Genomic DNA, 22,752 nt, shown 5'->3' with positions numbered 1-22,752 from the left:
CGGTTCCGCATGCGAAGCGGTGCGCGTTCTACGTCAGGCGCAGTAGGGCGCGTCCAGGCGGAACCCGCGTGGCGCGGGTGGCCGGCGGTGCGTCGGTTCTACGAGGCGTAGGGGAAAGGCGGTGCGCCGGGCGGGAGCGTTGGCTTAGGCTGCCGTGTGTGCCTGACATGGGGGTCTTGGGGTGGCTATGCCGGACTCGACGAAAGTGGTCGAAGGCGGAGCCGACGCCAGGGGAACCCGCAGGTCGGGAAGTCTGCTCCCCGCATGCGCGGGGATGGTCCCCGCCGGCCTGGACCGCGCCGGTCGACACCGACCTGCTCCCCGCATGCGCGGGGATGGTCCCCCCTTGGCGGCGTGTCTTCCTGAGGCCCCATCTGCTCCCCGCATGCGCGGGGATGGTCCCGTGACGAACGAACAGGCGGAAGGCCGACTCCACTGCTCCCCGCACGCGCGGGGATGGCCCCCGGCCCCTCCCTCCCACGCCAGCAGCAGGCTCCCGCCTCGTAGGCCGCCCGCAGCCCCACCTTCCCGGGAGGAGCCTTTTTGGGGCCCGGGGCGGTGGCCGATCCCGTGTGCAGCCTGACGGAGCCGGTCGTACGAAAGCCCCACCGCGTGCGAAGCGGTGGGGCTGCGTATCGGTTAACCGGTCAGATGCCACCGGTCCGGACGCCAGCGACGAACGCGGCGAAGGCGTCGGTGGAGACGTTCACGATCGGGCTCGTCGACTGCTTGGAGTCACGGACGGGGACGATCCCGGCTGTTGCGGCGACGTTGGCGGCGATCTCGATGCAGTTGCCGCCGTTCGAGCTGTACGAGGACTTGTACCAACGGGGGGATTCGGTCGTCACGGGGTGCCCTTTCGCAACTGGCTGATCATGGCCAACGATGCCGCCTGCGACAGCGTCTCGCCCTGGAGTTGATGGTAGGCCGTGAGCATCGGCACGACGGACGACGGTTCCCGGTCGACGTACCCCTGCACTTGGGACTCGGCGTACCCGACGACAGATCTGTCAGCGAGTGTGAGCAGGTTGACGGGCATGTCGAACGCCCGCCGAGCCCCAATGGCAAACGGTGCAACGTGCACAAACCAGTTGGGGAGCGCGGCCAGCTCCTCCAACCGTTGCAATTGGGCGTTCAAGACCCTTTGGCCGCCGACGGCCTGAAGCAGGCAGCTTTCGTCCATGACGACGAACACCATCGGCGGCCGGTGCCTCACCAGTGCGGTCTGCCGCTCTAGCAAGTACGAGACCCGCTCATCGGCCTGCTCGGGGGTGATTGAGCCGCGTTCAAGATCGCCGTTGGCCACTGCCCGCGCATACTCCGGTGTCTGCATCAGACCTGGGATGATGCCGATTTCGAACAGCCGGATCTCCACTGCCCGCGCCTCGTATCCCACGTACTCAGGGAAGCCCTCCAGCAGGCTGCCGTGCCTCATCTCCCGCCACTCGCGCTCGAACGAATCGGGTGAGCCGACGAGTTCGAGAGCGACGTCCAGTTTTCGAGAGAACGGCAGGGTTGCGGATTTGCGACCAGTTTCAATTGCGGAGATGTGCCGACCGGTGCAGCCGACCATCGTGGCGATGTGATCCTGAATCCAGCCGCGCGCCTCCCGCATCCTGCGTAAACGTGCCCCGTAGGCCGCCTGCGGCGATGCGTCCGGGTTCAGTTCCTTGATGTTGACCAATGTGCCCTCCCTGACTGCCACGTTGCTGACCTCGTGAGGCTAGGCCACGCTGAGTGCGCTTGGTAGTGAAACCGCTACGGAGGGACACGAAAGCGTGCCTGTCGAAGAGCATGAAACCGCCCCGGCCCCCGGCCCGACCGCCACCCGAGCCGGCGAGGACGCCGTCAACGGCGAACCGCGCGGGCGCCCGGACCTCGCGCGCTACGCATCGCTCGCGGAGTTCCCTCCGTGCCGTTGCGGAGCGGAGGTCTGTCCGGACGGCCCGGCTACGCCGGAAAGCGCGGCGGACGGCATTCGGGAGCGCGTACGCGAGACGAACGCGATGCGTGCGAAGTTCCGCCTGTAGCGCGCCCGTACACCGCATCAACCACTCACCTCACCGAAAGGACGGACGGATGAACACCCTCACGACACACGCGGACGGCGGCGGGGACGGCCTGCCCGGAACCCCGTGGCCCGGCCCCAAGGACCCGCCCTCGCCGGACGGCGGGCCGGGTGTCCCGAACCCTCCGAAGAACGTGCCGGAAGCATGAGCGGGCAGACGACACCGGCTTACCCCACCCGCGAGGAGACGGGGTACGCCCTCGCCAGCGGCGGCGCCCTGAAGGCGGAGTGGATGGACGCGTACGCGCACGTACCGCGCGAGGCGTTCCTGCCGGACACGATGTGGCCGTTCGACATGGCGACCGGGATGACGGTCCACGTATCGCGGACGGAGGACGCGGAGGCGTGGCGCGGGTACGCGAACGCGGACGTGCCGATCGTCACGCAGTGGGACGACGGAGCCCACGAGGGCCGCGACCCGGGCAACATGCCGACGTCGTCGGCCTCGATGCCGAGCGTGGTCCTGCGGATGCTCGACGCGCTGACGGTCGACGACTACTGCCGCGTCCTGGAGATCGGCACGGGGACGGGCTGGAACGCGGCGCTCCTCGCGCACAAGGTCGGTGAGGAGAACGTGGTGAGCGTCGAAGTGGACGAGGCGGTGGCGTCGCGCGCCCGCTACACCCTGGACCACTTCTTCGGCGCTCCGGTGGAGGTCATCCACGGAGACGGCGGCGCGGGCGCTCCGGGCCGGGGCACGTTCGACCGGGTCATCGCGACGTGCGGCGTACGCCGACTCCCGTACGCCTGGGTTGAGCAGACGCGCCCCGGAGGGATCATCGTGGCGCCGTGGGGCACGGACTTCACACACGGGGACGGCATCGTGCGGCTGAGGGTGGACGAGTCGGGGGAGAGCGCGAGCGGTCGCTTCACGGGCCCGGTCGAGTTCATGAAACTCCGGGCACACCGGGCGGCCCCGATCGACCATGAGGCGTACGCCGCGCAACTCCCGGATGTGCCTGCGACGATGGAGCCGACCGATGCGGCGAGGGCCTTGGCGTCGGCCGACCGCTTCAGCGCCCTGACGTTCGCCCTGGGCCTTCGGGTGCCCGCCTGCACGTACGTGGCTGCGGCGAAGCGCGGGGGAGCCCAACCCCACTGGTTCTACAGCCGGAATGACCGCTCGTGGGCGTGTGCGTTGGTGGCGGATGGGGCGGACGGCGCCCGGGTGTGGCAGCAGGGGGCGCGGCGGTTGTGGGACGAGGTGGCGTCTGCGTACGGCTGGTGGGTGGGACTGGGTCGGCCGGGGTGGTCGCAGTTTGGGCTGACGGTGAGCGGGGCGGGGGAGCGGGTTTGGGTGGATGGAGGGTGACGGCTGGGGGCGGGGTGAGCGGCTTGGGCGGTAGGGTTGTCGACCTGGACTGCGTTGTATGTCAGCTGTGTGGGCGTTGAGGTGGTTATGCCGGACTGTGCGAAAGTGGTCAGAAACTGCACTCGCGCGGTGTAAAGCCGCAGGTCGCGAAGCCTGCTCCCCGCACGCGCGGGGATGGTCCCATGTGCCCGCAGGCCGGGCAGGTGGCGTGCGGCTGCTCCCCGCACGCGCGGGGATGGTCCCTGCGCCTGGACGGCCTGCTCCGACGTACGACCCTGCTCCCCGCACGCGCGGGGATGGTCCCGTGTCCGGGGTCGTGTCCGTGTCGTACGCGGACTGCTCCCCGCACGCGCGGGGATGGTCCCTCGACGACGTCCTGGTCGTCGTGGGCGAGTCCCTGCTCCCCGCACGCGCGGGGATGGTCCCGTCCAGATGAACGCGGCGGTGCAGGCCGTGACCTGCTCCCCGCACGCGCGGGGATGGTCCCGACCACGGCGACCCGGGCGCGTTCCCGATGGTCTGCTCCCCGCACGCGCGGGGATGGTCCCCCGGCCTTGGAAGCGGGCGACGTGGTGGAGGTCTGCTCCCCGCACGCGCGGGGATGGTCCCGCGCTGGCATGGCTGTTCCCCTCCGACGAGGACTGCTCCCCGCACGCGCGGGGATGGTTCCTCGACCAGCTCCTCGCCCGCGGCCGCCACGCCCTGCTCCCCGCACGCGCGGGGATGGTCCCTTGAGCCCGGCGGGCTGGGCAGTGCGCCCCATCTGCTCCCCGCACGCGCGGGGATGGTCCCCCCACCACCCGCCTGCCCGCGTCCGCGATCGACTGCTCCCCGCACGCGCGGGGATGGTCCCAACGCCAAGGCCGACGTCGCCACCAAGGCCGCCTGCTCCCCGCACGCGCGGGGATGGCCCTCCGCACACTCGCGAGCCGGGACCAACGGCTGCCCCCGGCCCGCGCGGGGGCGGTCCCGGCATGGCCCTGAGGCTACCGCTGCCGCTTCCGTACGCTCGGGGACAACCGCCACCGCACCGCGACAACGGCCGAATTCAGGGCTCCGCCCGACGTACTGCACACGCCCCCTCCCGCACCGCAGCAACTACATCGCCCACGAAGGCCCACCCACCTCCCCGTACCAAGCCCGCTGCTCCGCCGCGTTGACCGTAAAGCCGAAATCCTCCCGCGCAGGCTCACCGTCGGGAAACACCGCAGCCAGTTCCTCCACGACCTCCCAAAGGTGCCGCGGCCCCGTCTGTCGGACTCTCCCCGAGACGTGGACCGTGGCGGTCGAGCCGTCCTCCGTCCAGAGCCCCACTCCGGTCAACTCGCCCTCGTCGTCCCGCCAGGAACACGAGCGGTAGCCGGGAAGGGCCAAGGACAGGGGGAACCTCAACCGGTCCAGTACGTCGGTCACGGGCACCGACGTGGTCCTCCCGAGCTGGGTCTCCAGCCCCGCGAAGTCCGGTGCCTTGCCGGGTACGCGGCGCGGCATGAAGAATGCGGGCACCGGCAGGAACCGTCCGGACGCCTCCCCGCCCTCCGAGACGACGGCCTTCGCGATGCCGAAGCCGATGGGGGCGACGACGACCGCTCCCGTACGGGCCTGCTCCAGCAGCGCGGGAGGGATGCGCCGCAGAGCGGCCGTCGCGATGACGCGGTCGTACGGAGCCCGGTCCGGGCAGCCTTCCGCACCGTCCCCGGCGAACACGTGGGGGCGATAACGCCCCCGCTCCAAATGCTTCCGCGCACGCCGGACGAGCTCCGGATCGACATCTACGCTCACCACGTTGTCGCTTCCGAGGAGCGCCGAGGCCAGGGCGGCGTTGTACCCCGTACCGAGCCCGAGTTCGAAGAGCCGGTGGCCGGGCTCCGCATCCAGGGCGTCGAGCATGGTCAGCATCAGCCGGGGCTCGCTGGACGATGACGTCGGCACACCGTGCTCGTCGAGCTGGGTCGTCAACGCGGTGTCCGAGTAGACGGCTTCGAGATAGCCGGGGTCGCTCTCGGAGACCTCGTACCAGCGGCCCTGCTCGTCCTGCTGAAAGAAGCTCGGTACGAAGTGCTCCCTCGGAACGTCGGCGAACGCGGCCAGCCACCGGCTCTGCCGGCCACCTTCACCGAGGGCGGCGGCGAACCCGGCGCGCAGCGCGGCCGACGTGAGGTCGTTCGTGTCGGTCATGTCGAGCTTCCTTGCAAGTAGTCGGCGTGCGCAGCCGCAATGGGCAGCCCGGTGCGATTCTCGACCCACGACCAAGTGCCCGCCGGGTTGTTTTCGAAGAACACCCATTCATCGTCGGGCGTGACGGCGAAGTCGAACGAGCCGAACACGATCCCGTACGAATCCATGAATCGCCGGACGGCCGCACCGACGGCGTCGGGCACTTCCGTCGTGCCGTACTGAAGGTTTTCGTAGTCGGTGCGCCAGTCGGTTCGAGCCTTCTCGGAGGTTCCGATGATCGTTCCCCCGAACAGATTGCCGTCCACGACGACAAGGCGCACTTCGTGCTTTTTGGGGATGTCCTCCTGGAAGTAGTGGGCTGTCAGCCGCACACTTTCGTCGAAGTCGGCCGCGTCGACCCGATGGGTGGCCACCATCAACTGCCGGTCACCGCCGGTGTCCAGACGGCCCCCGAGCACAGGTTTGCAAATCAGCGGGCCGCCTGCCGTCTTGGCGAAGACGCGTGCCTCGTCGGGGTCGTTCGTGATGATGCTGCGCGGTACGCGGAGCCCCGCACGGGTTGCCGCGACCAGCTGTTGTGGCTTGTGGGCGGCGATGCGGTCGTGGTGCGGATTGTTGATCCAGCGGACAGGCAGGGCGGACAGCAGATTGAGCATGGCCGCGTCTGCCTGGTTCTGAGCCCAGGTCGCGTACGGCTCGGTCACGGTGTCGGCGATGAGGGGGCGTCCGGGCCGCCGGTAGTAGACGGCCCGAACGTCCTCCAGCCGCACCGATCGGTGCTCGTCGGTCAGCGTGCCTTCCCATCCCGCCGCAGTCGGTCGATGGCCCGCCGTGAGCGAGACGTGCTGGGGGAAGTCGGCCGAATCGAACCGCATTACGGCAACGCCACGCTGATTGAGCTGGTCCACGACCATGTCAGCGGCGGCGTCGAGCCGTTCTGCGACGACGAGAACCGGACGGGCGGCGCCCATCAGGAGGCAGGCGCGAAGTAGGGGTCGGCCACGTCGTCGCCCTTGCCGTCCAGGTTGGTGTCGGTGGTGGATGCGGCGTGGTCGGCCGTGTGCCAGGCGGAACCGTCCGGCTGGACGTTGAGCTGGCGGTCCTCGTCCCATGTGACACCGGCGATGGAGGTGGTCACGAGGCAGGGCGGCTCAGCGGCGCGAGCGGCGAAGGGGATCGTGGTGGTCGTCATGTCTTCTCCTTGATGGTTGTGCATCGGCTTTCTGGCGGTCGCGCGGAAGGAGGCGTGAAATCCAGGTCCGGCGTTCTTCGGCTGGTCGCTGGATTGGTTGCGACCAGCCCTGGTTCCTGCACCGGGTGGACGGAAGGGGCGGAGCGGTGCGACGGCACTTTCCGGAGCCGTTCGAAAACGTCCAAAAAGTGCTGGGTAACGCGGGCCGTCTCGCGGAGATGCGCGAATGCCTCGAACGCCGGGCTTGCCTCGATCGGGCGTCGGCCGAGGTCGAGCAGGGCGTACGCCCGCCGGAAGAGCTCACGGACGGCGACGTCGGAGTCGTATCCGAGGTCCTCGCCCATGAGGAGGTTGAGATGGCCGCGGACCTGGCGAATGTTCGCGTCGATCGCCTCCCGTGTAGAGGTGGCGAGGGGTAGTTCGAGCGCGTGGATCAGCCCGTCGCGGATGCACTCCACGTCCACCGGAATGCTGTCCACTTCGGCTTCGGCGGTTGGGTTGTCGCGTTCCTGCGCCATGGTGATCACCATGAATCTCCCTCGGGGCCGTTCGACGGCGGTGTGTGAAGAGGCAACCGCGGAGAGTGCGGGGACGGGTACCTTGGAAGCGAGGGCAAAGCATGAATCCCATGAATGCGCGGGGAGTTGACGTGGCTACAGCGTCCGAGAAACAGCGCAACACCGGCATGAAGAACCTTCTTGGCCAGGCGCAATGGTCCGAGACGCAACTTGCTCAGGCCGTGAACCGACTCGGCACCGAGGCCGGCATGGGTCTCACGTACAGCCAGTCCACGGTGGCGCAGTGGATCAGGGGCGCGCAGCCGCACGAGCGCGTCAGGCCACTGATCATCGAGGCATTCGAGCGCAAGCTCGGGCGGCCGGTCCCCTATGCCGAGGCCGGACTCAAGCGTCCGAAGGCGGCACCGGGTGCCGCGCAGGGTGACGCTGTTGAATCGCTGCTGCAACTCGGGAAGGCGGACATGGACCCCTCACGCCGTGGCGTACTCGCTGCCGGTCTGTATTCGGCCGTGCTTTCCGTTCCGCTGTTCGCCGACGTGGCCCACGCCGACGACGGCGAGCGGATCACGAAGCCCACGGGACGTATCGGCAGGGGCGAGGTCGAGACGGTCAGGAGGATGACCGACAAGATCGCCGACATCCTGGACGAGCTCGGTGGCGGACACGCACGGCCCATGGCAGCCGCGTTCCTGGTCAACACGGTGGCCTCGTACCTCAAGGCCGGGGCCACGGAGGAAGTCCACAACGAGATGCTGTCGGCGGCCTCGGACCTCACGTACCTGACCGGTTGGATGGCCATGTACGAGCGGGCCCATGGGCTCGGGCAGAAGTACTACCTTCAGGCGCTCAGGCTCGCGGGGGAGTCCCGCGACCAGGTCACGTACTGCCGAACGCTCCGGGGCATGAGCCTGCAGGCGTCCAACCTGCGCCACGGCCGCAAGGCGCTGGAACTGGCCGATTCTGCCGCCGAGGCGGCACCACAGGCCGGCCCCCGGCTGGTCGCCTTCCTGCGTGGCCAGCAAGCACATGCGTCCGCGATGGTCGGAGACAAGCGGACCGCCGTCGCGCGGCTCCGCGAGACGGAGGCCGCGCTGTCGAGGGCGGACTCGCGCCGGGAATCCGTCGGCGGATACGGCCAGGCCGCCTACCTCTTCCATGTCTCGCATGTGCACTACGAGAACCGGGAGCTGGCGCAGTCCATCAAGGCGATGAAGCAGTCGATCAAGGCCACGCCTCGCCAGGAGAGGCAGGGGCGTCTGCACGCCAACGCGGTCTTGGCGCAGCGGCAGTTCGAGTTCGGCCACATCGAGGAGGCGTGCGCCTCCTGGCGGACGTTCCTCGACGACTACGCGGTGCTGTCGACGGCGCGTGGGGACGAGCACTTCGAGACGATGCGCAGGAGCCTTGCGCTGCACGGGAAGTCTCGTGCCGTGCGAGCGATGAGCGAACGGGTGCGCACGGTGGCTGCTTTGAAGGCGTGAGCCGACTGGGAAACGGTGGGCCTTCTGCTGGTGGAGGACGAGCGTGGTGGGGAGTCGATGGAATGGCCCAGGTCTGAAGCTGCCCAGGCAAGAAGTGGTTAAGGGCGGGGCAGCCGTGTTGCTGGCCTAAGGTGCTTGGTATATCGGTTGTGACGCTGTTGAGGTGGTTATGTCGGAATCGGCGAAAGTGGTCAGAAACGGCGCCCACGCGAGGTAAAGGTGCAGGTCGCGGAGCCTGCTCCCCGCACGCGCGGGGATGGTCCCAACCCGACCCGAAGGGGCCCGCCATGGACTGCCTGCTCCCCGCACGCGCGGGGATGGTCCCCGTGGCTCCGCAAGCTGGTCGAGGACCTCCGGCTGCTCCCCGCACGCGCGGGGATGGTCCCCGCGCATACCGTGCGCTCAAGCAAGAGGGTCTCTGCTCCCCGCACGCGCGGGGATGGTCCCTTGCCGGGGTGCCGACTTTCGATAAGGCTTCGCTGCTCCCCGCACGCGCGGGGATGGTCCCAGGCCGGAACCGGGCGGGTGCTGGACGATGCCCTGCTCCCCGCACGCGCGGGGATGGTCCTCCGCACACTCGCGAGCCCGGATCAACGGCTGCCCCCGGTCGCCCGGGGGCGGTCCCGGCATCCCCCGAGGCTTGCGCTGCCGCTTCCGTATGCTCGGGGGCAACCGCCACCGCACCGCGGCGACGGCCGAATGCAGGGCTCCGCCCGACGCATTGGACGTCATCTCGTTTGGTGATTCGAAGCCAGGGCGACCCGGCGGGCTGGGCATGCGGCGGTGGTGCGACGATGCCGGGATGCGCGAGGTCAATGAGCTGATCAACGTCGACGATCCGGCCTGGCCGGCCATTCTTGAGGAGCTGTCCGGTACCGGCGTTCCTGTCGAAGTGCTTCCCGGTGATGCCGAGGTGGGCCGCGCCGGCCTACGGCAGTTGCAGGTCTCCGCCCGGTCGAACCTGGGCGGAATCGTGTTGAACTGCGGCGGTCTGCTTGTGGACAGCGGGTGGCTGCGGATCTTCGGCAGTCCGCGTGGCACCGAGGCTGAGGCACTGCCGAGCCTGGCGGAGGTCAACGCCTTGCCCTCAACGTTCGATCCAGCATGGCGGCCCGGTGGAGGACTCGTGGTCGCGCACGATGTGCTGGGCGGGGTCTTTGTCCTCAATGGGGCCGATCCCCGTGCGGCCGGTCGGCCCGGCGAGCCGGGCGAGGCCGTTTACTTTGCCCCCGACGCCCTTGGCTGGACGTCTCTGGGTGCCGGTCACTCGGCCTGGCTGTCCTGGATTCTCGCGGGAGGACTTGAGGAGTTCTACGGGAACCTGCGGTGGGACGGCTGGCGCAGCGAGGTCTCCGCGCTGACCGGGCGGCAGGGGCTGTCGTTCTTTCCGCCGTTGTGGTCGGCCGAGGCCCGCCAGGACCTGTTGGCGACCAGCCGTCGCGCGGTGCCCATGGCAGAACTTCTGGGCCTGAGCCGTGACTCGTGCCTGCAGTTCGACGGCGTGGACCCGGGCTTCCTCGGCGTCGCATGAAATGGCTCACCCGCCCAGGCGCCGGTAGCGGATGAGGGTGGCGGCGATGCCGGCGAAGGCGAGGAGGGGCTCGGCCTCGCGTTCGTAGCGGCGGTGCAGGCGGCGGCACCCGGCCAACCATGCGACGGTCCACCGGGTGACGGCCCAGGCGCCAGGGACTCCACGCCCTTGCGCGCGATGCGCGGGGTGATGTTCCGGGAACGCAGCCAACGGCGCAGGTGGTCGTAGTCGTCGCCGTGGAACTGCTGCTCCCACCCTGGGCGCTTCAGAGGGAGGCGGGCAGCCCATCTGCTACGCGGCTGCCTGGGGAGCAGGAACAGCGCTAGGGAACCTGGTTGGCGGGTAGAGAGGTCTGAGTGGGTGGCCACAGCATTGCCCATGCCCATACGAACAGGACAGGATGGTGGCTGACTCACGGGACCGAGGCGCTCCAGACGGCCTGGATCTTCGGCCAGGGCCGTACGGTCCAGGTCGGTCCGACGGGGAAACGTTGGGTCAGCAGCGTGCTCGGGAACACCGGGATTCGCTGTCGGCGGCTGCCGTACGAGCCGTACCGCCGAGGGCTGCCGGGCCTGTGCTTGACGGCAACACCTACGTGCTGACGCGCACGACGAGGAGGAATAAATAGCCCTCCCCGCGCCGCAGTTCGCCCGACTACCATGGCCCGCATGCCCCAGACTCACGCCCCCGCCGACCTCACCCCCGACCTCATCCGCGCGCTCCTCCGCGACCAGCACCCCGACCTCGCCGAGCACCCCCTGAGCCTCGGCGCGCGCGGCTGGGACAACCAGTTGTGGCGGCTGGGGGACGAGCTCGCCGTGCGGTTGCCGTGGGCGACGGAGTCCGCGGACGAGCTGTTGCTGAAGGAGCACGCGTGGGTGCCCGTGCTCGCCCCGGGCCTCCCGCTGCCGGTTCCCGTGCCGCAGCGGCTCGGCGTGCCGTCCGAACGGTTTCCGCGGCCCTGGCTGGTCACCACCTGGGTGCCGGGCGAGCCGGCCGACCGTGTTCCGGCGACGCGCGCCGAGGAGGCGGCAGACACGTTGGCCGGGTTCCTCACGGCCCTGCACCGCCCGGCCCCTGCCGGAGCGCCGGCCGGCCGGTGGCGGGGTGGGCCGCTGGGCCCGTACGGGGAACACTTCGAGCACTCCCTCGGCCTGGTCACCGAGCGGGGCCTGACTTCCGACCCGGGCGGCATCCGCGAGGTGTGGGAGGACGCGGTCGCCGCCCCCGACTGGGAGGGGCCCGCGCTGTGGCTGCACGGCGACCTGCATCCCGCCAACGTGCTGACGGCCGACGGCACGTTCTGCGGGGTCATCGACTTCGGCGACCTCTTCGCGGGCGACCCGGCCTGTGACCTCTCCGCAGTCTGGGCCCTGCTCCCGGACGGCGCAGCCGACCGCTTCCACGCCGCCTACCGCCCGGCCCCCGACGTGGCAACCCTGCGCCGGGCCCGCGGCTGGGCCGTCCTGCGCGCGCTGGGCGCCCTCCTCATCGCGGACGACGGCGACCGGGGCCTGCCCAACGGGAAGCCGACGTGGGGGCCGCCGGCGCGGAGGGCGCTGGAGCGGATGGTGGCGTCGGTGGGGCGGTGATCCTCCTGCTCGGGGGCCGCGGACGGCGTACGGTGACGGGCGCGGCAACCATCGACGCCGTACGCGGGCCGGACGGCGGCGACCCTCGGAGTCGTACAAGGGTCAGAGCGTCGTGACCGCCAGCAGCGCACGTTGAGCGGAGCGCCGGTCCGGGCCCGTGGTGGGCGGGTCAGCCCCCGTACGGCCCTGTGCCCTGGCTCTGTGCGTGCCCCTGCGCCAGGCCCTGCGCGTGCGCCTGCTGCGCTGCCCCGCGTGCGGCGGCCCCGCGCTCGCCGGCTCCGCCCCGGCGGCGGAGGACGATGAGGCAGACGGCGACGGCTACGACGAGTACGGCCACGATCGAAACGATCAGGAGCATGATTTCCCCCGTTCTGCTGGAGGGGCCGTGGTACGGCTCCTCGCTGTTGCTCCATGGTCTCCTGCCGGCCGCTCCAGGGGAAGCACGGTTGTGATTCGATCGCGGACCGGGCGTGCTCAGGCGGCCCCCGCGGAGGCGGCGAAGGCCGCGAGCGCGGTGAAGTCGTCGTCCCGCAGTCCGATGCGCGGGTTGACGTGGTGGAGGAGCGCGGGGGCCGGCTCCGGCGCACCGACAGCGGATGGCGCATCAGCCGGATGGCGGTTCGGGCGGTCTGGACGACGGGGCAGCCGGCGGAGTCAGCCGCGCGTGTACGGGAGTTGGCGGGGGCGGAGGCGCCGGTCGGCCCGGCCTGACGCGCTCAGGTCACCGGCAGGCGGGTGGTCGCGATGTTGAGCCGTGTGCCCGCCGCAGCCCGCCCGTCGGTGTCCAGCAGGGCGGGGACGGCGGCGAAGAACTCGGCGCGCAGGCTCGCGGTCTGCTCCTCGTCGAGCTCGACCATGTTGTAGAAGGACCGGGTGGCGGCCGCCCAGATCTCGTCCGGGGTGCCGCCCATCTCCAGCACGACGGTGTCCCAGCTGACCGGCGCGAACCCGGCCGGGCAGAGCAGCTCGTCCAACGCCTCGCGGGTGAGGAGCCTGCCGCTGCCGAGCTGGGGCAGGGACCGCTCGGGCGGCGCAGCCCTGAAGTGGGGGCGGGCGAGTTCCAGGAACAGGCGCATGGCCTGACCCTCGACGGCCCCGCCCCCGACGGCGACGGCGAACCGCCCGCCGGGCACCAGCACCCGGGCCGCCTCGGCCGCCACCCGGTCCACGTCGTGCATCAGCATCAGCGCCATGTGGGACACCACGGCGTCGAAGGAGCCGTCGGCGAACGGCAGCTCCTGGGCCCGCCCCTGCCGCAGGTCCGCGCCGCGGAGTGCGGGGCGCGCGTGGGCCAGGGCCAGCTCCTGGTCCGAGAGGTCGATCCCGGCCAACTCCTCGGCCCCGGCGGCACCGAGCACCTCCAGCAGCGCACCGTCGGCGCACCCGAGGTCGAGCACGCGGCGCGCTCCGGCGACCTGTGCGGCAAGGACCTGGTAGCTCGTACGGCCGTCGGCGAGGGGGGCACCCTGGACGCCGGCCGACTGCTGGCCGGGGGTGGTGTCGTGGAAGTTCCGCAGGAACGTCTCGGCGGCATCGGCGGCGGAGCTGGGCGACGCGGGGGTCGTAGTCATCTGCCGCACCCTACAGACGGCCGCCGGAGGCCTGCGCCTTGACCGGGAGGCGCGTCCGTTCCGCCGCGCGCCGGGGCATTGGCCCGGACACTTCTGACATGGCCGGCTGCGTGCGCCATGACGAGACGCGGCATACGAGGGCGCTCGCCGACTCACCAGTCGCTGGGGGAACCCCGTTTCACCACAACCCGCCCTGGCGCACCGAACGCACGAAGTCGCCCCACGTGGACGCCCGTACGCGGGACTGGCCCTGCTCTGGCTGCTTGCTGTCCCGTACGGCAGCACCGTCGTTGACGAACGTGGTTTGGACGCACTCCGTGCCGCTTCCACCGCTGTATGACGACTTGAACCATTGGTAGCCGTCTTCGTGTTCCAGCACAGCCCCCTGCAGACGTCGTTCACAAGCTCCCTCTGCCAGCAGCCTTGGGTGAGAGTCTCACTGCCAATGGCTGGACGTTCAGCGCCCTGTGAAGCAGGTTCCGCAGTGCTCGCGGATGTACGCCAGGCCGCGCGGGTGCGGCTCGCAGGCCGCGACCGGACGGTCGAGCGGCGTGCAGCTGGTTGTGGACGGTGGCCCTCGGCGCGCTCCAGGCGTCGGCCGTGGCCTGGGAGAGTGCAAGGGGGAGAAGGCGCTCATGTACCGGTCGGACTCGTCCCACAGGGGCGGAGTACGAGATCAGGACGACGCGCATGCGTAGCCCTCGTGTGCGAGCGGTATTGGCCGAAAGTTCACGTGCCCCGCGCGGTGGCGCCGCTGGGTTACGGGTGGGCGGTCCGGCGTTGACCGGCGGGCACCGCCGGGGGAGGCAACGAGGCGACCCGGCGGCTGAAGAAGCCGTCCAGCGGCTCGCCGGACCGGTGCATCTCCTGGATCGCCCGTCGGTATCGGGAGACGTCACGTGGATCGTCGAAGCGGATGCCGCCGACGAGCTCTCCGGAGTCGTCGTAGAGGACCTCGTACATCACCGAGGAACCGAGGACCACGATCTCCGGGAGCGGGCTCTGGTCCTCGTATCGGAGGAGGCCGTCCTTGCTGAGGACTCTTGTGTCCTCCCCGCACTGAGCCTTCAGGTGCAGCAGATGGAGCTCCCACTGGAGGTAAGGAGAGAGCGGCTCTTCCACACAGCGGACACGGTGCAGGGCGAACCCGCTTGTACGGATGCGCTGGAGGTAGTCCTCGTAGTGCCCTCGCTGCCCCTCGATCAGCGCCAGGGCCCCGGCCCAGTCCCCCCGGTGGAAGGCCTCCCAGCTCGCGACTCCGGGCTCCCGGAAGCTCTGCCGGCGTTCGAGCTTCCAGAACCCCTCGGAGCCGGATCGCCAGAAATGGCGCTCGAAGTCCTCGGAGTAGTCCTGGAGCCCGAGGCGCTGACCCTGGCTTTCGGTCTGCAGGCTAGGCATCGGGGATGTCCTCCTTAGCCGCGGCGGCCGTCCTGCGGGGAATGATGACGATCCGTTCGTCGGGGGCGACGACGAGCCCCGGTGGAAGGTGTGGCAGGTAGGAGTCGGTGAGGTCGCGGCCGACGACGGCGATGTCGCCGTTTGCCAGCTCCCAGATGTCCGGGCACCCCTGTTCGCCGCCCGTGGTGCCCAGTTCGGCGGGGGATTTGCCCAGACGGCGCACCAGCGGCGAAGAAGGATCGGCTTCCCAGCCCCGAGTCATCACAGCCCTCCCATCAGTCCTCCTGAAGGTAACGCAGGTCACATCCGGTGCGGCTTCGAAGAACGTCTTTCGGTCACCGGCACGTGGAGCCGCAAAGCGTGGCGCGTCCGCGTCACGGTCTCCGCCAACCGCCCGATGCGCGTTTGACCGCGTACGCGCACAGGCGGGTGCCGTAGAGGTCCAGCGCGTCATCGGGGTCGGTGGCGTAGTGGGCGGCGACCTCCTCCCAGCGGTCCCAGCTGTAGAGGCGGGCGTGGCGACGGTCGTCGTCGGTGCGCTGGTTCTCGCTGAACTCCGCGGCTTCGGAGCGCTGTTGAAGCCATTCCTGCCATGCGGGGTTGGCGGTGGGTTCGGTGGTCTGCGGGTGGGCGTCTGCCGGCAAGTCGTCGTACGGAGAGGCGGACGCCCGGTCGCGGAGTCGCGCGGTGATGTACGCGGCGGGGTTGGCGGGGCGCCAGGTGAGCCACCAGGCGGTCAGTTCCGCGGCAATATCGTGGGCGTCGAGGCCCCGGTCGATCAACGGCCGCAACGCGTGGGCGAGTCGGCGCAGTCCCTCGCCTTGCGTCCATGGGACGTGCGGTCGGACGCGGGCTGCGATCCGGATGTCGGCGGCGACCCGCATCGGGCTCCTCGGCGCCGAACCTCCGGGACGGTCGGCGGTCCGCGCCCTCGCACGCGTGCGCGGGGTGTCTTTCAACCTCCCCCTCACCTCAACTGCGCCTGTACGGGGGTGAGTGCCGAGAGAATGGGGCTCACGCCCACGCCGACCCGCCCTCTCCGCCACGGTGTTGCTCGCGGGCGCCACCGGCACCCCGACCACCCGGGCCCCGAACCCCCGTCCGCCGACGCGGTGGCCGTGTGCCCGGTCGTACGCGTACGGGATGGTGGCCGCGTAGACCGTCGCCGTGCCCGCGTACGCCCGACCGGGCAGCCGGAGGTTGCGTCGCGACCCGTGACGGGCCCAGGCGAGGCATCCCAGCTCCCGGAGGTAGGCGACGTGCCGCTTGACCGTCGCTCTGGACAGCGCGCAGCGTGTGGCCGTCCCGTCGAGGTCGTACAGGACGGTCCCCTCGATGTAGTCCATCCGCCGCGCCAGGTCCCGCGCGACGCGTAACGTCGCCTCGCCCGCCTTCGGATGGAGCCGGGCCTCCTCCACCAGCCACACCACAGCACGCAGCCACGCCCGGGGCTGAGCATGCCGGGCGGCGGTCGCCGCGACCTCCTGTATCGAGGCGGGAACGGGCTGCCAGTGGGAATCGGGGCACGGGTGAGAGACGCGGCTCGGGGCCGCGCCGGGGATACGACGCATCACAGTCCAGGGGTGGGAACGGGGCAGGCCGCGGCGGGCGCGGGCCATGGGGACCCTCAACAAAAATGATCCCATGGTGCGGTCGGTTAAGTGGCGGCTTACGGAATTTCCACAACGAACACGCAGCCGCCCACCGGCCCCTCGGTATCGTTGCCCTCACGGCACGGGCGAAGGAGAGACATGGGCACCCCACCCGAGCGACTGCTTGACACCGGGGGGGTCGCGGAAGCCGCGGGGATCACGGCCGCCACGGTCCGTCTCTATCTCAAGCGCACGCGCAAGCGTGTGGCCGGCGACCTTTGCCTGAGGCCGGCGGACTTCCCGCTCCCCGACGACCAGTTCGGGCGTTCTCCCGCCTGGCGGGAGAGCACCATCAGGGCGTGGCTCGCAGTCCGCCGCAGGCCGGGCCGCCCGACTCCGGGCGCGTAGGCGATCCGGGGGGCGCTATCGATCGGCCCAGTCCCGGGCGGGGTGTACTGGGCCAGTGGCCGAAGCTATGCGGCCGAGGGCGCTACGGGAGACGGTTCAGCCCAGTTCGCGGGCGCGGGCCGACCTGACGAATTGCGCCCAAGCCCTCGCGTTGACGCGGATTTGTCCCTGCAGGGGCCGCTTGCTGTCCCGTACGGCGGCACCCTCACCGACGAACGCGGCCTCCACGCACTCCGTGCCGCTGCCGCCGCTGTACGACGACCTGAACCACCGGTGGCTCTCTTCGCGTTCCATCACAGCTCCGGTGAGTCCGCGCGATGCCGGCCGATTGGCTCAGCGTCTGCGCCTGTGGGTGCGGCCTGCTGCGTCACACCAGTGTTCCTCCTCGTACCGAGCGCACGAAGTCGCCCCATGCGGCGGCTCGTACGCGGAACTGTCCCTGCTCCGGCTGCTTGCTGTCGCGCACGGCGGCACCGTCACCGATGAACGCGGCCTCGACGCACTCGCCCCCCGTCCCGTTGCTGTAGCTGCTCCTGCGCCACTGGGGGAGGGCGGGGGCCTGTCTCATCGGTCATGCTCCTTCAGGATGGTGCGCATCAACGAGGCCGACCGTTCGGGGCCGAGCGCGAAGGCTCTCAGAAGGTCGAACGCCTTGTTGTACATGCTGACATCCGCAGCGCTTTCGAGGTAGACGGAATCGGTCAGCCCCTCGCGATAGACGACGTCCGGGTCCTCCTGCTCAGGGAAGCCCAGGATGGTGAACGGGCCTGTCGCGGGGTAGGAACCGGCGTCGAACGGCAGGATCTGCACGGTCACGTTGCGCAAGGACGCGGCGTCCAGGAGGCGTTCGATCTGCTCGACCATGGTGGAGCGGTCGCCGATGACGTGGCGGAGGGCGCCCTCGTGGATCACTGCCCACAGATCCGGCGACGGGGTCGCGGTGAGCAACCGTTGGCGGCGCATTCGTACCTCGACGAGGCTCGCGATCTCCTCGTCCGACTGGTCTGCGGATGCTCGGCTCAGTTCGGTGGCGTACGCGGGTGTTTGGAGCAGGCCCGGGACGAACTCGCTCTGGTAGCTGCGGAGGTCGGACGCCGCCTGTTCGAGGCCGACGTAGACCGAGAACCATGCGGGGACCGCGTCGCCGTGGCCGTGCCACCATCCCTTGGTCTTGGACTCCTTGGCGAATGACTTGAGCAGGTCCCTGAGTTCGGCGGACGTTCCGTAGAAGCGGCACAGGGCGTCGACGTCCGAGGGTTGGACGCGGCCGAGGCCGGTCTCCAGCCGGTTGACCTTGGACCCGCTCCAGTCGAGCTCCTTGCCGACGGTATTGCAGGTCAGGCCGCTCTCTTCGCGGAGTTTCTTCAGTTCGATCGCCAGTCGTCGGCGACGGGCGGTGGGGGAACCGGCCACTTCAACACCTACTCCAAGTCGGGGAGTTACATCCCATCGGAAACGGCGAAGTTCGCCAATCACTCGTTGGAGGGAATCGCTTCCTGCACATTGCACGGCGGGATGTGTAGATGTCACCGTGTGGCGCATGGCGTCTGTGAGTCACCGCCCTTGGGCACAGGGTGAGGGCAGGGGCTCGATGGAGAAGGGGCGGTGTGCGCGGTGAATGGAAACGACGGATGCATGACGCGGAAGCCTTGGGAACTGTCGTTCCTGGCCGAGTCCGCGGGGGTGGGCGCGGTGAGACGAGCCGTGCGCCTGTGTCTGAGGCGGTGGGGACTCTCGTGTGTCGCTGACGTGGCCGAGACATGCGTCAGCGAACTCGTGGCAAATGTGATCGGACACGTCGGCGAGGGCACCCCGACCACCCTCGTGGTCACGATGAACGGTACGCACGTACGGGTGGCGCTACGCGATCCCGAGACGCAAGCCCTTCCCACCCTCGTGCACGCGGGACCCGATGACGAGTCGGGACGCGGCATGGCAATGCTGGAAGCGGTGTCGGACCGGTGGGGCGTGCTCCTCGGCGCGGAGTCGAAGCTCGTCTGGTGCGACCTCGCCACTTCCCTCGCTACGCCCGACGGGCACGTCGAGAGCAGGAACATTGCCCGGGGCGAGGCGTGCCTGACGCTTTACGCCGACGGCGCGGGTGCGGGCTCAGCGCGGCCGGGCCGAGCGAGCGCGGCTGTCCTGGAGGAGGCGGCGATCAGCCTGATCACCGACCTCCTCCACTGGCTGCACGTCCACGGTCGTGATGTCGACGAGGCCGTGGACCGGGCGCAGGACCGGTTCGAGTCGGACAGTCGTGGAAGCTGTCGACCGTTCCGCAGTTCGTGACCAAGGTCCGTGACGTGATGGGCATCTACCTGTCGCCGCGAAAGAAGGCCCTGATCCTGACGATGGAAAGAAGTCGCAGACCCAGGCCCAGGACCGGGCCCAGCCGGTGTTACCGATGGCGCCGGCCACGCCGGCGAAGACGACCCGTGACCACGTCCGGCACGGCACGACCAGCCTGTCCGCGACCCCTGGGCACCGTCTCCGGCTCGGTCACCGCCAGCACTACCGCCGCCCACCGCCACCAGGAGCTCCTCCGCTTGCTGGAGGTAATCGACGCCGCGGTCCCCAAGAACCTCGAACTTCACCCGGCCTGGGCAACTACGCCCCGCGGCGACTGTTCCACCCTGGGGCACTGCGCGCCTTCCTGCGCCCCCAAGACGGTTGGCCTGCCGAATGCCTCTCATCCAGAAGCGATTGCGGAATATGTCACCACGTCGGCGGGCATCTCGTGGCGGAGCTTCCAAATGATGCCCATGGGGTTGCTTCCCTCGTGCGTGACGTAGTCAGCTGGTCCGAGCAGCATCCAAGGATGAGGGCCTCCGATGTCCGTCTTCTTGTACCGCCGGGCGAAAAGGAAGATGTGGGTGGCCTTCTCCTGATGGGTTTGGTAGCGAACGCCCGTCGCGGACGTCTCTGAGGTTTGATTCTGGGACTCCCAGTGGAACTCGGACTCGTTCAGCGCGTAGTCCTTGTACCGGGTCTCCGGAGAGAAGTCCTTCTCATCCTTCTCCAGGGTGACGAAGAGGGCGTCCGTCTGGGTGTTCTCGCACCACTTCGCCCCTTCGCGGAAGATCCCGGGCAGGAAGCCGCCCAGCTCCGCCTTCTTCAGGGCTGTGAGGATCTCTTCGCGGCTGTACGAAGCATGCACGGTCAGGGGTAGATCGGCGTGCGCACCGCGGAGTGGGATGGGCAGGTGGTCGGCCAGCTCCAGAGCATGGGCGAGGACCTGGCGGACCTCGTCCCGGAGGGCATGCTGATCGCGGAGGGATTCCAAGCCCTCCTCGTAGCTTGCGAACCCGCCGGCCAGGGGCCAGAAAGAGAAAAAGAGCATGCGGGCGTACGCCTGCTCTTGGCTGGACAGTTGGTCGTACGCCGGGGCGTCGTCGCTGAGAAGCTTGGTGTACGCCGAGACACGGGCCGGGTCGTCGACGTGGAGGAACGCCGGTACACGCTTCAGGAGCGCTGCCTCGCCCTCGGGCGCGGTCGGGTCCAGGAGCTTGGCGCGGCGAAGGAGGCCCGTCCAGGAGTTTCCGTTGCCGCGGTACAGCTCCTTGATCTCTCGACCGCTCTCCCGGAGGTAAGCCGAGAGCCGCAGCTCCGCATACTCGGAGACTTCGCGCGCGAGCTGCGTGACGTTGACCTTGAGCTGGTTGCGGACGTTGTCGAGGATCAGCTCCTTGGCCTTCTTCTCAAGGATGATGTGGCAACCCGAGGGCAGTTGCGGGAAGTCATGTTCGATGCTTGTCAGCAGACGGTTGCGTGTCAGGTTGGTCAGGGCCCGGAGGGGTGCTTCGAACCGAAACTCCTTGCGGTGTTGACCGATGAAGTCGAGGACGGTCAGAACGGCCTTGTTCTCGGTCCTGCGCAGCCCACGCCCCAGCTGCTGAAGGAACACGGTGGCGCTTGAGGTCGGCCTGAGAAGGAGCAGGGTGTCGACATCGGGGATGTCGAGTCCTTCGTTGAGCAGGTCGACGGAGAAGATCACTTGGAGCGCCCCGGTGCGGAGCTCTTCGAGTGCAGTCCTGCGTTCGGCCGGTGGGGTCTCACCGGAGAGAGCGACCGCCTTGAGGCCAGCGCGGCGGAAGAAGTCGGCCATGAACTCGGCGTGAGCCACTGTGACGCAGAAGCCCAGAGCCCGCATCGTTCCGGGGTTGGTGACCTTGTCCTTCACGGCCTTGACGACGAGCCTGGCGCGAGCATCGTTACCCGTGAACAGGTTGCCGAGCGCCTTCGTGTCGTAAGCCCCCCTCTTCCACGTGACGGCACTCAGGTTGGTGTTGTCGGTGATGCCGAAGTAGTGAAACGGGCTCAGCAGTTCGTTCTCAAGGGCTTCCCAGAGCCGCATTTCAGCTGCGATCCGGCCGTCGAAGTACTCATCCTGGATGCTCTTGCCGTCCATCCGCTCGGGAGTGGCGGTGAGGCCGAGAAGTTCCATGGGGGCGAAGTGCTTCACGATCCGCCGGTAGGTGTCCGACGTGCCGTGATGGAACTCGTCGATCACGATGACGTCGAAGTGGTCCGGAGCAAGGCGGTCCAGCGTATGGCCCTTGAGTGACTGGGCGCTTGCGAACACGTGCGTCCAGTTCTCGGGCACCTCGCCGCTGTAGCAGAGCTCGCCGAAGTTCGCGTCCACCAGAACGTTCTGGTAGACGCGCAGGGACTGCTCCAGGATCTCCTTGCGATGGGCCACGAAGAGCAGGCGGAGGTCCCGGCCGTGCTTCTGCCGCAAGTGCTTGTAGTCCAGGGCGGCCATCACCGTCTTGCCCGTGCCGGTGGCTGCGACCAGGAGGTTGCGGTGCCGCTCGTGGACTGTGCGCTCGACTTCGAGGCGTTCCAGCATGTCGCGCTGGTGGGGGTAGGGGCGAACCTCCAGCCCCGAGAGCGTGATGACGTTGTTGCCCCGGCGGTCGGAGGGAGCACCGGCCTGGGCAAGAGCCTCGTCCAAACGCTGACCGTCGGTGTCGGGGTCGTACGCCTCGAAGGAGCGCTCGCTCCAGTAGGCATCGAAGGTCGCCTCGAACTTGCGAAGGACCGAGGGGGTTGCCACCGAGGACAGTCGGACGTTCCATTCGAGGCCGTCGAGGAGCGCTGCCTTCGACAGGTTGGAGCTGCCGACGTACGCCGTGTCGAAGCCGCTCTCACGGCGGAAGAGCCAAGCCTTGGCGTGCAGGCGAGTCGAGCGGAGCTCGTAGTTCACCTTCACCTCGGCGCCGAACTCGCGGACCAGGCGGTCGAGGGCACGGCGCTCCGTTGCTCCGATGTAGGTCGTCGTGAGCACCCTGATCGGGACGCCGCGGTCACGGGCGGAGGCGAGTGCCTGCTCAAGCACGCGTAGGCCGTGCCATTTCACGAACGCGCAGAGAAGGTCCACGCGGTCCGCTGTGGCCAGCTCCGCCCGAAGCTCAGTGCCGAGGCTCGGGTCCTCGGGTGCGTTGGTGATGAGGGCTGTGTCGGAGAGCGGGGTGGCCGGCCGTATGGCGTAGACGCCGGGGGCTTCCTGTTCGGCGACCGCGAGCAGTTGTCGCGGTCCGTCGAGGACCACGTCGACCCACTCAGCAGCGCCCTTGACGGTTTTGATTGATTCGAGGATGTGATTCGCGGCCACGACTTGCTCTGCGGGCTCGAGTCCTTGCAGTACCTGACGCACGGTGTTCGCGATGTGGCGGGAGAGAACGTGAGGCGTGGAGCCGGCTCCCACGACATCGTCGATCGCGCGCCAACCTGCGGCGTCGAGCTGCTTCATCCGCTCCTCGAGCCGCCGGGTGATCAGCGTCTCGTACAGCCCAGCCACCGGCGTCGCTGCGTTCAAAGCACTACTGGCCACGGGCCGCCCCCTCATCGCGATACCTACGCACGCAGTTGTATCAAGGGGGTCTGACACGCTGCGCGGCGCTCCCAGAAG

At 69.2% G+C, this 22,752-nt stretch carries 22 protein-coding genes, 1 pseudogene and 2 CRISPR repeat arrays; of the genes and pseudogenes, 6 read left to right on the top strand and 17 right to left on the bottom strand.

Annotated elements, in window-relative coordinates:
* Positions 1-647: 647 nt before the first annotated feature.
* Together OG242_RS10705 and OG242_RS10700 are read right to left on the bottom strand one after the other, a co-directional pair.
* The gene (locus OG242_RS10705) at positions 648-848 is read right to left on the bottom strand and encodes a DUF397 domain-containing protein (protein WP_405897930.1); all 201 of its coding nucleotides are present in this window, start codon (positions 846-848) and stop codon (positions 648-650) included.
* Positions 845-1,684 (bottom strand): Scr1 family TA system antitoxin-like transcriptional regulator, encoded by an 840-nt coding sequence (locus tag OG242_RS10700; protein ID WP_405897929.1) that lies wholly within the window; start codon positions 1,682-1,684, stop codon positions 845-847. Before OG242_RS10700 ends, OG242_RS10705 begins: the two co-directional genes overlap by 4 nt.
* A gap of 395 nt (positions 1,685-2,079) precedes the next feature.
* Here OG242_RS10700 and OG242_RS10695 point away from each other — a divergent pair, with 395 nt between their 5' ends.
* Together OG242_RS10695 and OG242_RS10690 are read left to right on the top strand one after the other, a co-directional pair.
* Positions 2,080-2,217: a hypothetical protein gene (locus OG242_RS10695; RefSeq protein WP_405897928.1), complete on the top strand. Its 138-nt coding sequence runs from the start codon at positions 2,080-2,082 to the stop codon at positions 2,215-2,217.
* Positions 2,214-3,380, top strand: a complete 1,167-nt coding sequence (locus tag OG242_RS10690) for a methyltransferase domain-containing protein (protein ID WP_405897927.1) — start codon at positions 2,214-2,216, stop codon at positions 3,378-3,380. Before OG242_RS10695 ends, OG242_RS10690 begins: the two co-directional genes overlap by 4 nt.
* Positions 3,381-3,533: 153 nt before the next feature.
* A CRISPR array of direct repeats spans positions 3,534-4,351; the repeat unit is 29 nt; unit sequence CTGCTCCCCGCACGCGCGGGGATGGTCCC.
* A gap of 127 nt (positions 4,352-4,478) precedes the next feature.
* Here OG242_RS10690 and OG242_RS10685 read toward each other — a convergent pair.
* The 4 genes from OG242_RS10685 to OG242_RS10670 are packed head-to-tail and all read right to left on the bottom strand — an operon-like array spanning position 4,479 to position 7,280.
* Entirely contained in the window at positions 4,479-5,558 is a 1,080-nt protein-coding gene (locus tag OG242_RS10685) for a methyltransferase domain-containing protein (protein ID WP_405897926.1), read from the bottom strand.
* Positions 5,555-6,529 carry an ATP-grasp ribosomal peptide maturase gene (gene tgmB / locus OG242_RS10680; RefSeq protein ID WP_405897925.1) on the bottom strand — a complete coding sequence of 325 codons (975 nt, stop codon included), beginning with the start codon at positions 6,527-6,529 and terminating at the stop codon, positions 5,555-5,557. Before tgmB ends, OG242_RS10685 begins: the two co-directional genes overlap by 4 nt.
* Positions 6,529-6,750 carry a hypothetical protein gene (locus tag OG242_RS10675; RefSeq protein WP_405897924.1) on the bottom strand — a complete coding sequence of 74 codons (222 nt, stop codon included), beginning with the start codon at positions 6,748-6,750 and terminating at the stop codon, positions 6,529-6,531. The genes tgmB and OG242_RS10675 overlap by 1 nt, the downstream gene beginning before the upstream one ends.
* The gene (locus OG242_RS10670) at positions 6,747-7,280 is read right to left on the bottom strand and encodes a hypothetical protein (protein WP_405897923.1); all 534 of its coding nucleotides are present in this window, start codon (positions 7,278-7,280) and stop codon (positions 6,747-6,749) included. The genes OG242_RS10675 and OG242_RS10670 overlap by 4 nt, the downstream gene beginning before the upstream one ends.
* Before the next feature lie 98 nt (positions 7,281-7,378).
* Between OG242_RS10670 and OG242_RS10665 the strand changes: the two genes are divergently transcribed.
* A complete protein-coding gene (locus OG242_RS10665) occupies positions 7,379-8,749 on the top strand; it encodes a hypothetical protein (RefSeq protein WP_405897922.1) in 1,371 nt (456 codons plus the stop codon).
* A gap of 235 nt (positions 8,750-8,984) precedes the next feature.
* A CRISPR array of direct repeats spans positions 8,985-9,318; the repeat unit is 29 nt; unit sequence CTGCTCCCCGCACGCGCGGGGATGGTCCC.
* A gap of 233 nt (positions 9,319-9,551) precedes the next feature.
* Positions 9,552-10,280: a DUF2625 family protein gene (locus tag OG242_RS10660; RefSeq protein WP_405897921.1), complete on the top strand. Its 729-nt coding sequence runs from the start codon at positions 9,552-9,554 to the stop codon at positions 10,278-10,280.
* 6 nt (positions 10,281-10,286) lie between these two features.
* Here the strand turns inward: OG242_RS10660 and OG242_RS10655 are convergent.
* Positions 10,287-10,546: pseudogene (locus OG242_RS10655) on the bottom strand (IS5/IS1182 family transposase); the annotation flags it as partial.
* Positions 10,547-10,948: 402 nt separating this feature from the next.
* Between OG242_RS10655 and OG242_RS10650 the strand changes: the two are divergent.
* Entirely contained in the window at positions 10,949-11,872 is a 924-nt protein-coding gene (locus OG242_RS10650) for an aminoglycoside phosphotransferase family protein (protein WP_405897920.1), read from the top strand.
* A gap of 169 nt (positions 11,873-12,041) precedes the next feature.
* Here OG242_RS10650 and OG242_RS10645 read toward each other — a convergent pair whose 3' ends face one another.
* The 9 genes from OG242_RS10645 to OG242_RS10605 all read right to left on the bottom strand — a co-directional run bounded on the left by OG242_RS10645 (position 12,042) and on the right by OG242_RS10605 (position 18,254).
* The gene (locus OG242_RS10645; protein WP_405897919.1) at positions 12,042-12,230 is read right to left on the bottom strand and encodes a hypothetical protein; all 189 of its coding nucleotides are present in this window, start codon (positions 12,228-12,230) and stop codon (positions 12,042-12,044) included.
* Positions 12,231-12,588: 358 nt separating this feature from the next.
* Complete coding sequence (locus OG242_RS10640; RefSeq protein ID WP_405897918.1) at positions 12,589-13,443, bottom strand: class I SAM-dependent methyltransferase; 855 nt, start codon at positions 13,441-13,443, stop codon at positions 12,589-12,591.
* Positions 13,444-13,621: 178 nt separating this feature from the next.
* A complete protein-coding gene (locus OG242_RS10635) occupies positions 13,622-13,822 on the bottom strand; it encodes a DUF397 domain-containing protein (RefSeq protein WP_405897917.1) in 201 nt (66 codons plus the stop codon).
* Positions 13,823-14,202: 380 nt separating this feature from the next.
* A complete protein-coding gene (locus OG242_RS10630) occupies positions 14,203-14,841 on the bottom strand; it encodes a DUF6879 family protein (protein ID WP_405897916.1) in 639 nt (212 codons plus the stop codon).
* Positions 14,834-15,103, bottom strand: a complete 270-nt coding sequence (locus tag OG242_RS10625) for a hypothetical protein (protein WP_405897915.1) — start codon at positions 15,101-15,103, stop codon at positions 14,834-14,836. Before OG242_RS10625 ends, OG242_RS10630 begins: the two co-directional genes overlap by 8 nt.
* Before the next feature lie 112 nt (positions 15,104-15,215).
* Positions 15,216-16,271: a cell wall protein gene (locus OG242_RS10620; RefSeq protein ID WP_405897914.1), complete on the bottom strand. Its 1,056-nt coding sequence runs from the start codon at positions 16,269-16,271 to the stop codon at positions 15,216-15,218.
* 666 nt (positions 16,272-16,937) lie between these two features.
* Positions 16,938-17,135, bottom strand: a complete 198-nt coding sequence (locus OG242_RS10615; protein WP_405897913.1) for a DUF397 domain-containing protein — start codon at positions 17,133-17,135, stop codon at positions 16,938-16,940.
* Between the two features lie 73 nt (positions 17,136-17,208).
* A complete protein-coding gene (locus OG242_RS10610) occupies positions 17,209-17,409 on the bottom strand; it encodes a DUF397 domain-containing protein (protein WP_405897912.1) in 201 nt (66 codons plus the stop codon).
* Entirely contained in the window at positions 17,406-18,254 is an 849-nt protein-coding gene (locus tag OG242_RS10605) for a helix-turn-helix domain-containing protein (RefSeq protein ID WP_405897911.1), read from the bottom strand. Before OG242_RS10605 ends, OG242_RS10610 begins: the two co-directional genes overlap by 4 nt.
* Before the next feature lie 222 nt (positions 18,255-18,476).
* Between OG242_RS10605 and OG242_RS10600 the strand changes: the two genes are divergently transcribed.
* Positions 18,477-19,130, top strand: a complete 654-nt coding sequence (locus OG242_RS10600; RefSeq protein WP_405897910.1) for an ATP-binding protein — start codon at positions 18,477-18,479, stop codon at positions 19,128-19,130.
* 400 nt (positions 19,131-19,530) lie between these two features.
* On the opposite strand, the gene OG242_RS10595 is transcribed toward OG242_RS10600, so the two are convergent.
* Positions 19,531-22,689 carry a DUF3427 domain-containing protein gene (locus OG242_RS10595; protein ID WP_405901573.1) on the bottom strand — a complete coding sequence of 1,053 codons (3,159 nt, stop codon included), beginning with the start codon at positions 22,687-22,689 and terminating at the stop codon, positions 19,531-19,533.
* Positions 22,690-22,752 lie beyond the last annotated feature (63 nt).

The organism is Streptomyces sp. NBC_00727 (assembly GCF_045161745.1).
In the GTDB taxonomy this organism is placed as follows: domain Bacteria; phylum Actinomycetota; class Actinomycetes; order Streptomycetales; family Streptomycetaceae; genus Streptomyces.
Note: the sequence above shows the minus strand (reverse complement) of the source record. Positions and strands in the feature narration are given on the sequence as shown.

Coding starts and splice junctions, on each gene's coding strand:
- OG242_RS10695 (WP_405897928.1), top strand. CDS start 2,080: ATGAACACCCTCACGACACACGCGGACGGCGGCGGGGACGGCCTGCCC.
- OG242_RS10690 (WP_405897927.1), top strand. CDS start 2,214: ATGAGCGGGCAGACGACACCGGCTTACCCCACCCGCGAGGAGACGGGG.
- OG242_RS10685 (WP_405897926.1), bottom strand. CDS start 5,558: ATGACCGACACGAACGACCTCACGTCGGCCGCGCTGCGCGCCGGGTTC.
- tgmB (WP_405897925.1), bottom strand. CDS start 6,529: ATGGGCGCCGCCCGTCCGGTTCTCGTCGTCGCAGAACGGCTCGACGCC.
- OG242_RS10675 (WP_405897924.1), bottom strand. CDS start 6,750: ATGACGACCACCACGATCCCCTTCGCCGCTCGCGCCGCTGAGCCGCCC.
- OG242_RS10670 (WP_405897923.1), bottom strand. CDS start 7,280: ATGGTGATCACCATGGCGCAGGAACGCGACAACCCAACCGCCGAAGCC.
- OG242_RS10665 (WP_405897922.1), top strand. CDS start 7,379: ATGAATGCGCGGGGAGTTGACGTGGCTACAGCGTCCGAGAAACAGCGC.
- OG242_RS10660 (WP_405897921.1), top strand. CDS start 9,552: ATGCGCGAGGTCAATGAGCTGATCAACGTCGACGATCCGGCCTGGCCG.
- OG242_RS10650 (WP_405897920.1), top strand. CDS start 10,949: ATGCCCCAGACTCACGCCCCCGCCGACCTCACCCCCGACCTCATCCGC.
- OG242_RS10645 (WP_405897919.1), bottom strand. CDS start 12,230: ATGCTCCTGATCGTTTCGATCGTGGCCGTACTCGTCGTAGCCGTCGCC.
- OG242_RS10640 (WP_405897918.1), bottom strand. CDS start 13,443: ATGACTACGACCCCCGCGTCGCCCAGCTCCGCCGCCGATGCCGCCGAG.
- OG242_RS10630 (WP_405897916.1), bottom strand. CDS start 14,841: ATGCCTAGCCTGCAGACCGAAAGCCAGGGTCAGCGCCTCGGGCTCCAG.
- OG242_RS10625 (WP_405897915.1), bottom strand. CDS start 15,103: ATGACTCGGGGCTGGGAAGCCGATCCTTCTTCGCCGCTGGTGCGCCGT.
- OG242_RS10615 (WP_405897913.1), bottom strand. CDS start 17,135: ATGGAACGCGAAGAGAGCCACCGGTGGTTCAGGTCGTCGTACAGCGGC.
- OG242_RS10610 (WP_405897912.1), bottom strand. CDS start 17,409: ATGAGACAGGCCCCCGCCCTCCCCCAGTGGCGCAGGAGCAGCTACAGC.
- OG242_RS10600 (WP_405897910.1), top strand. CDS start 18,477: ATGACGCGGAAGCCTTGGGAACTGTCGTTCCTGGCCGAGTCCGCGGGG.
- OG242_RS10595 (WP_405901573.1), bottom strand. CDS start 22,689: ATGAGGGGGCGGCCCGTGGCCAGTAGTGCTTTGAACGCAGCGACGCCG.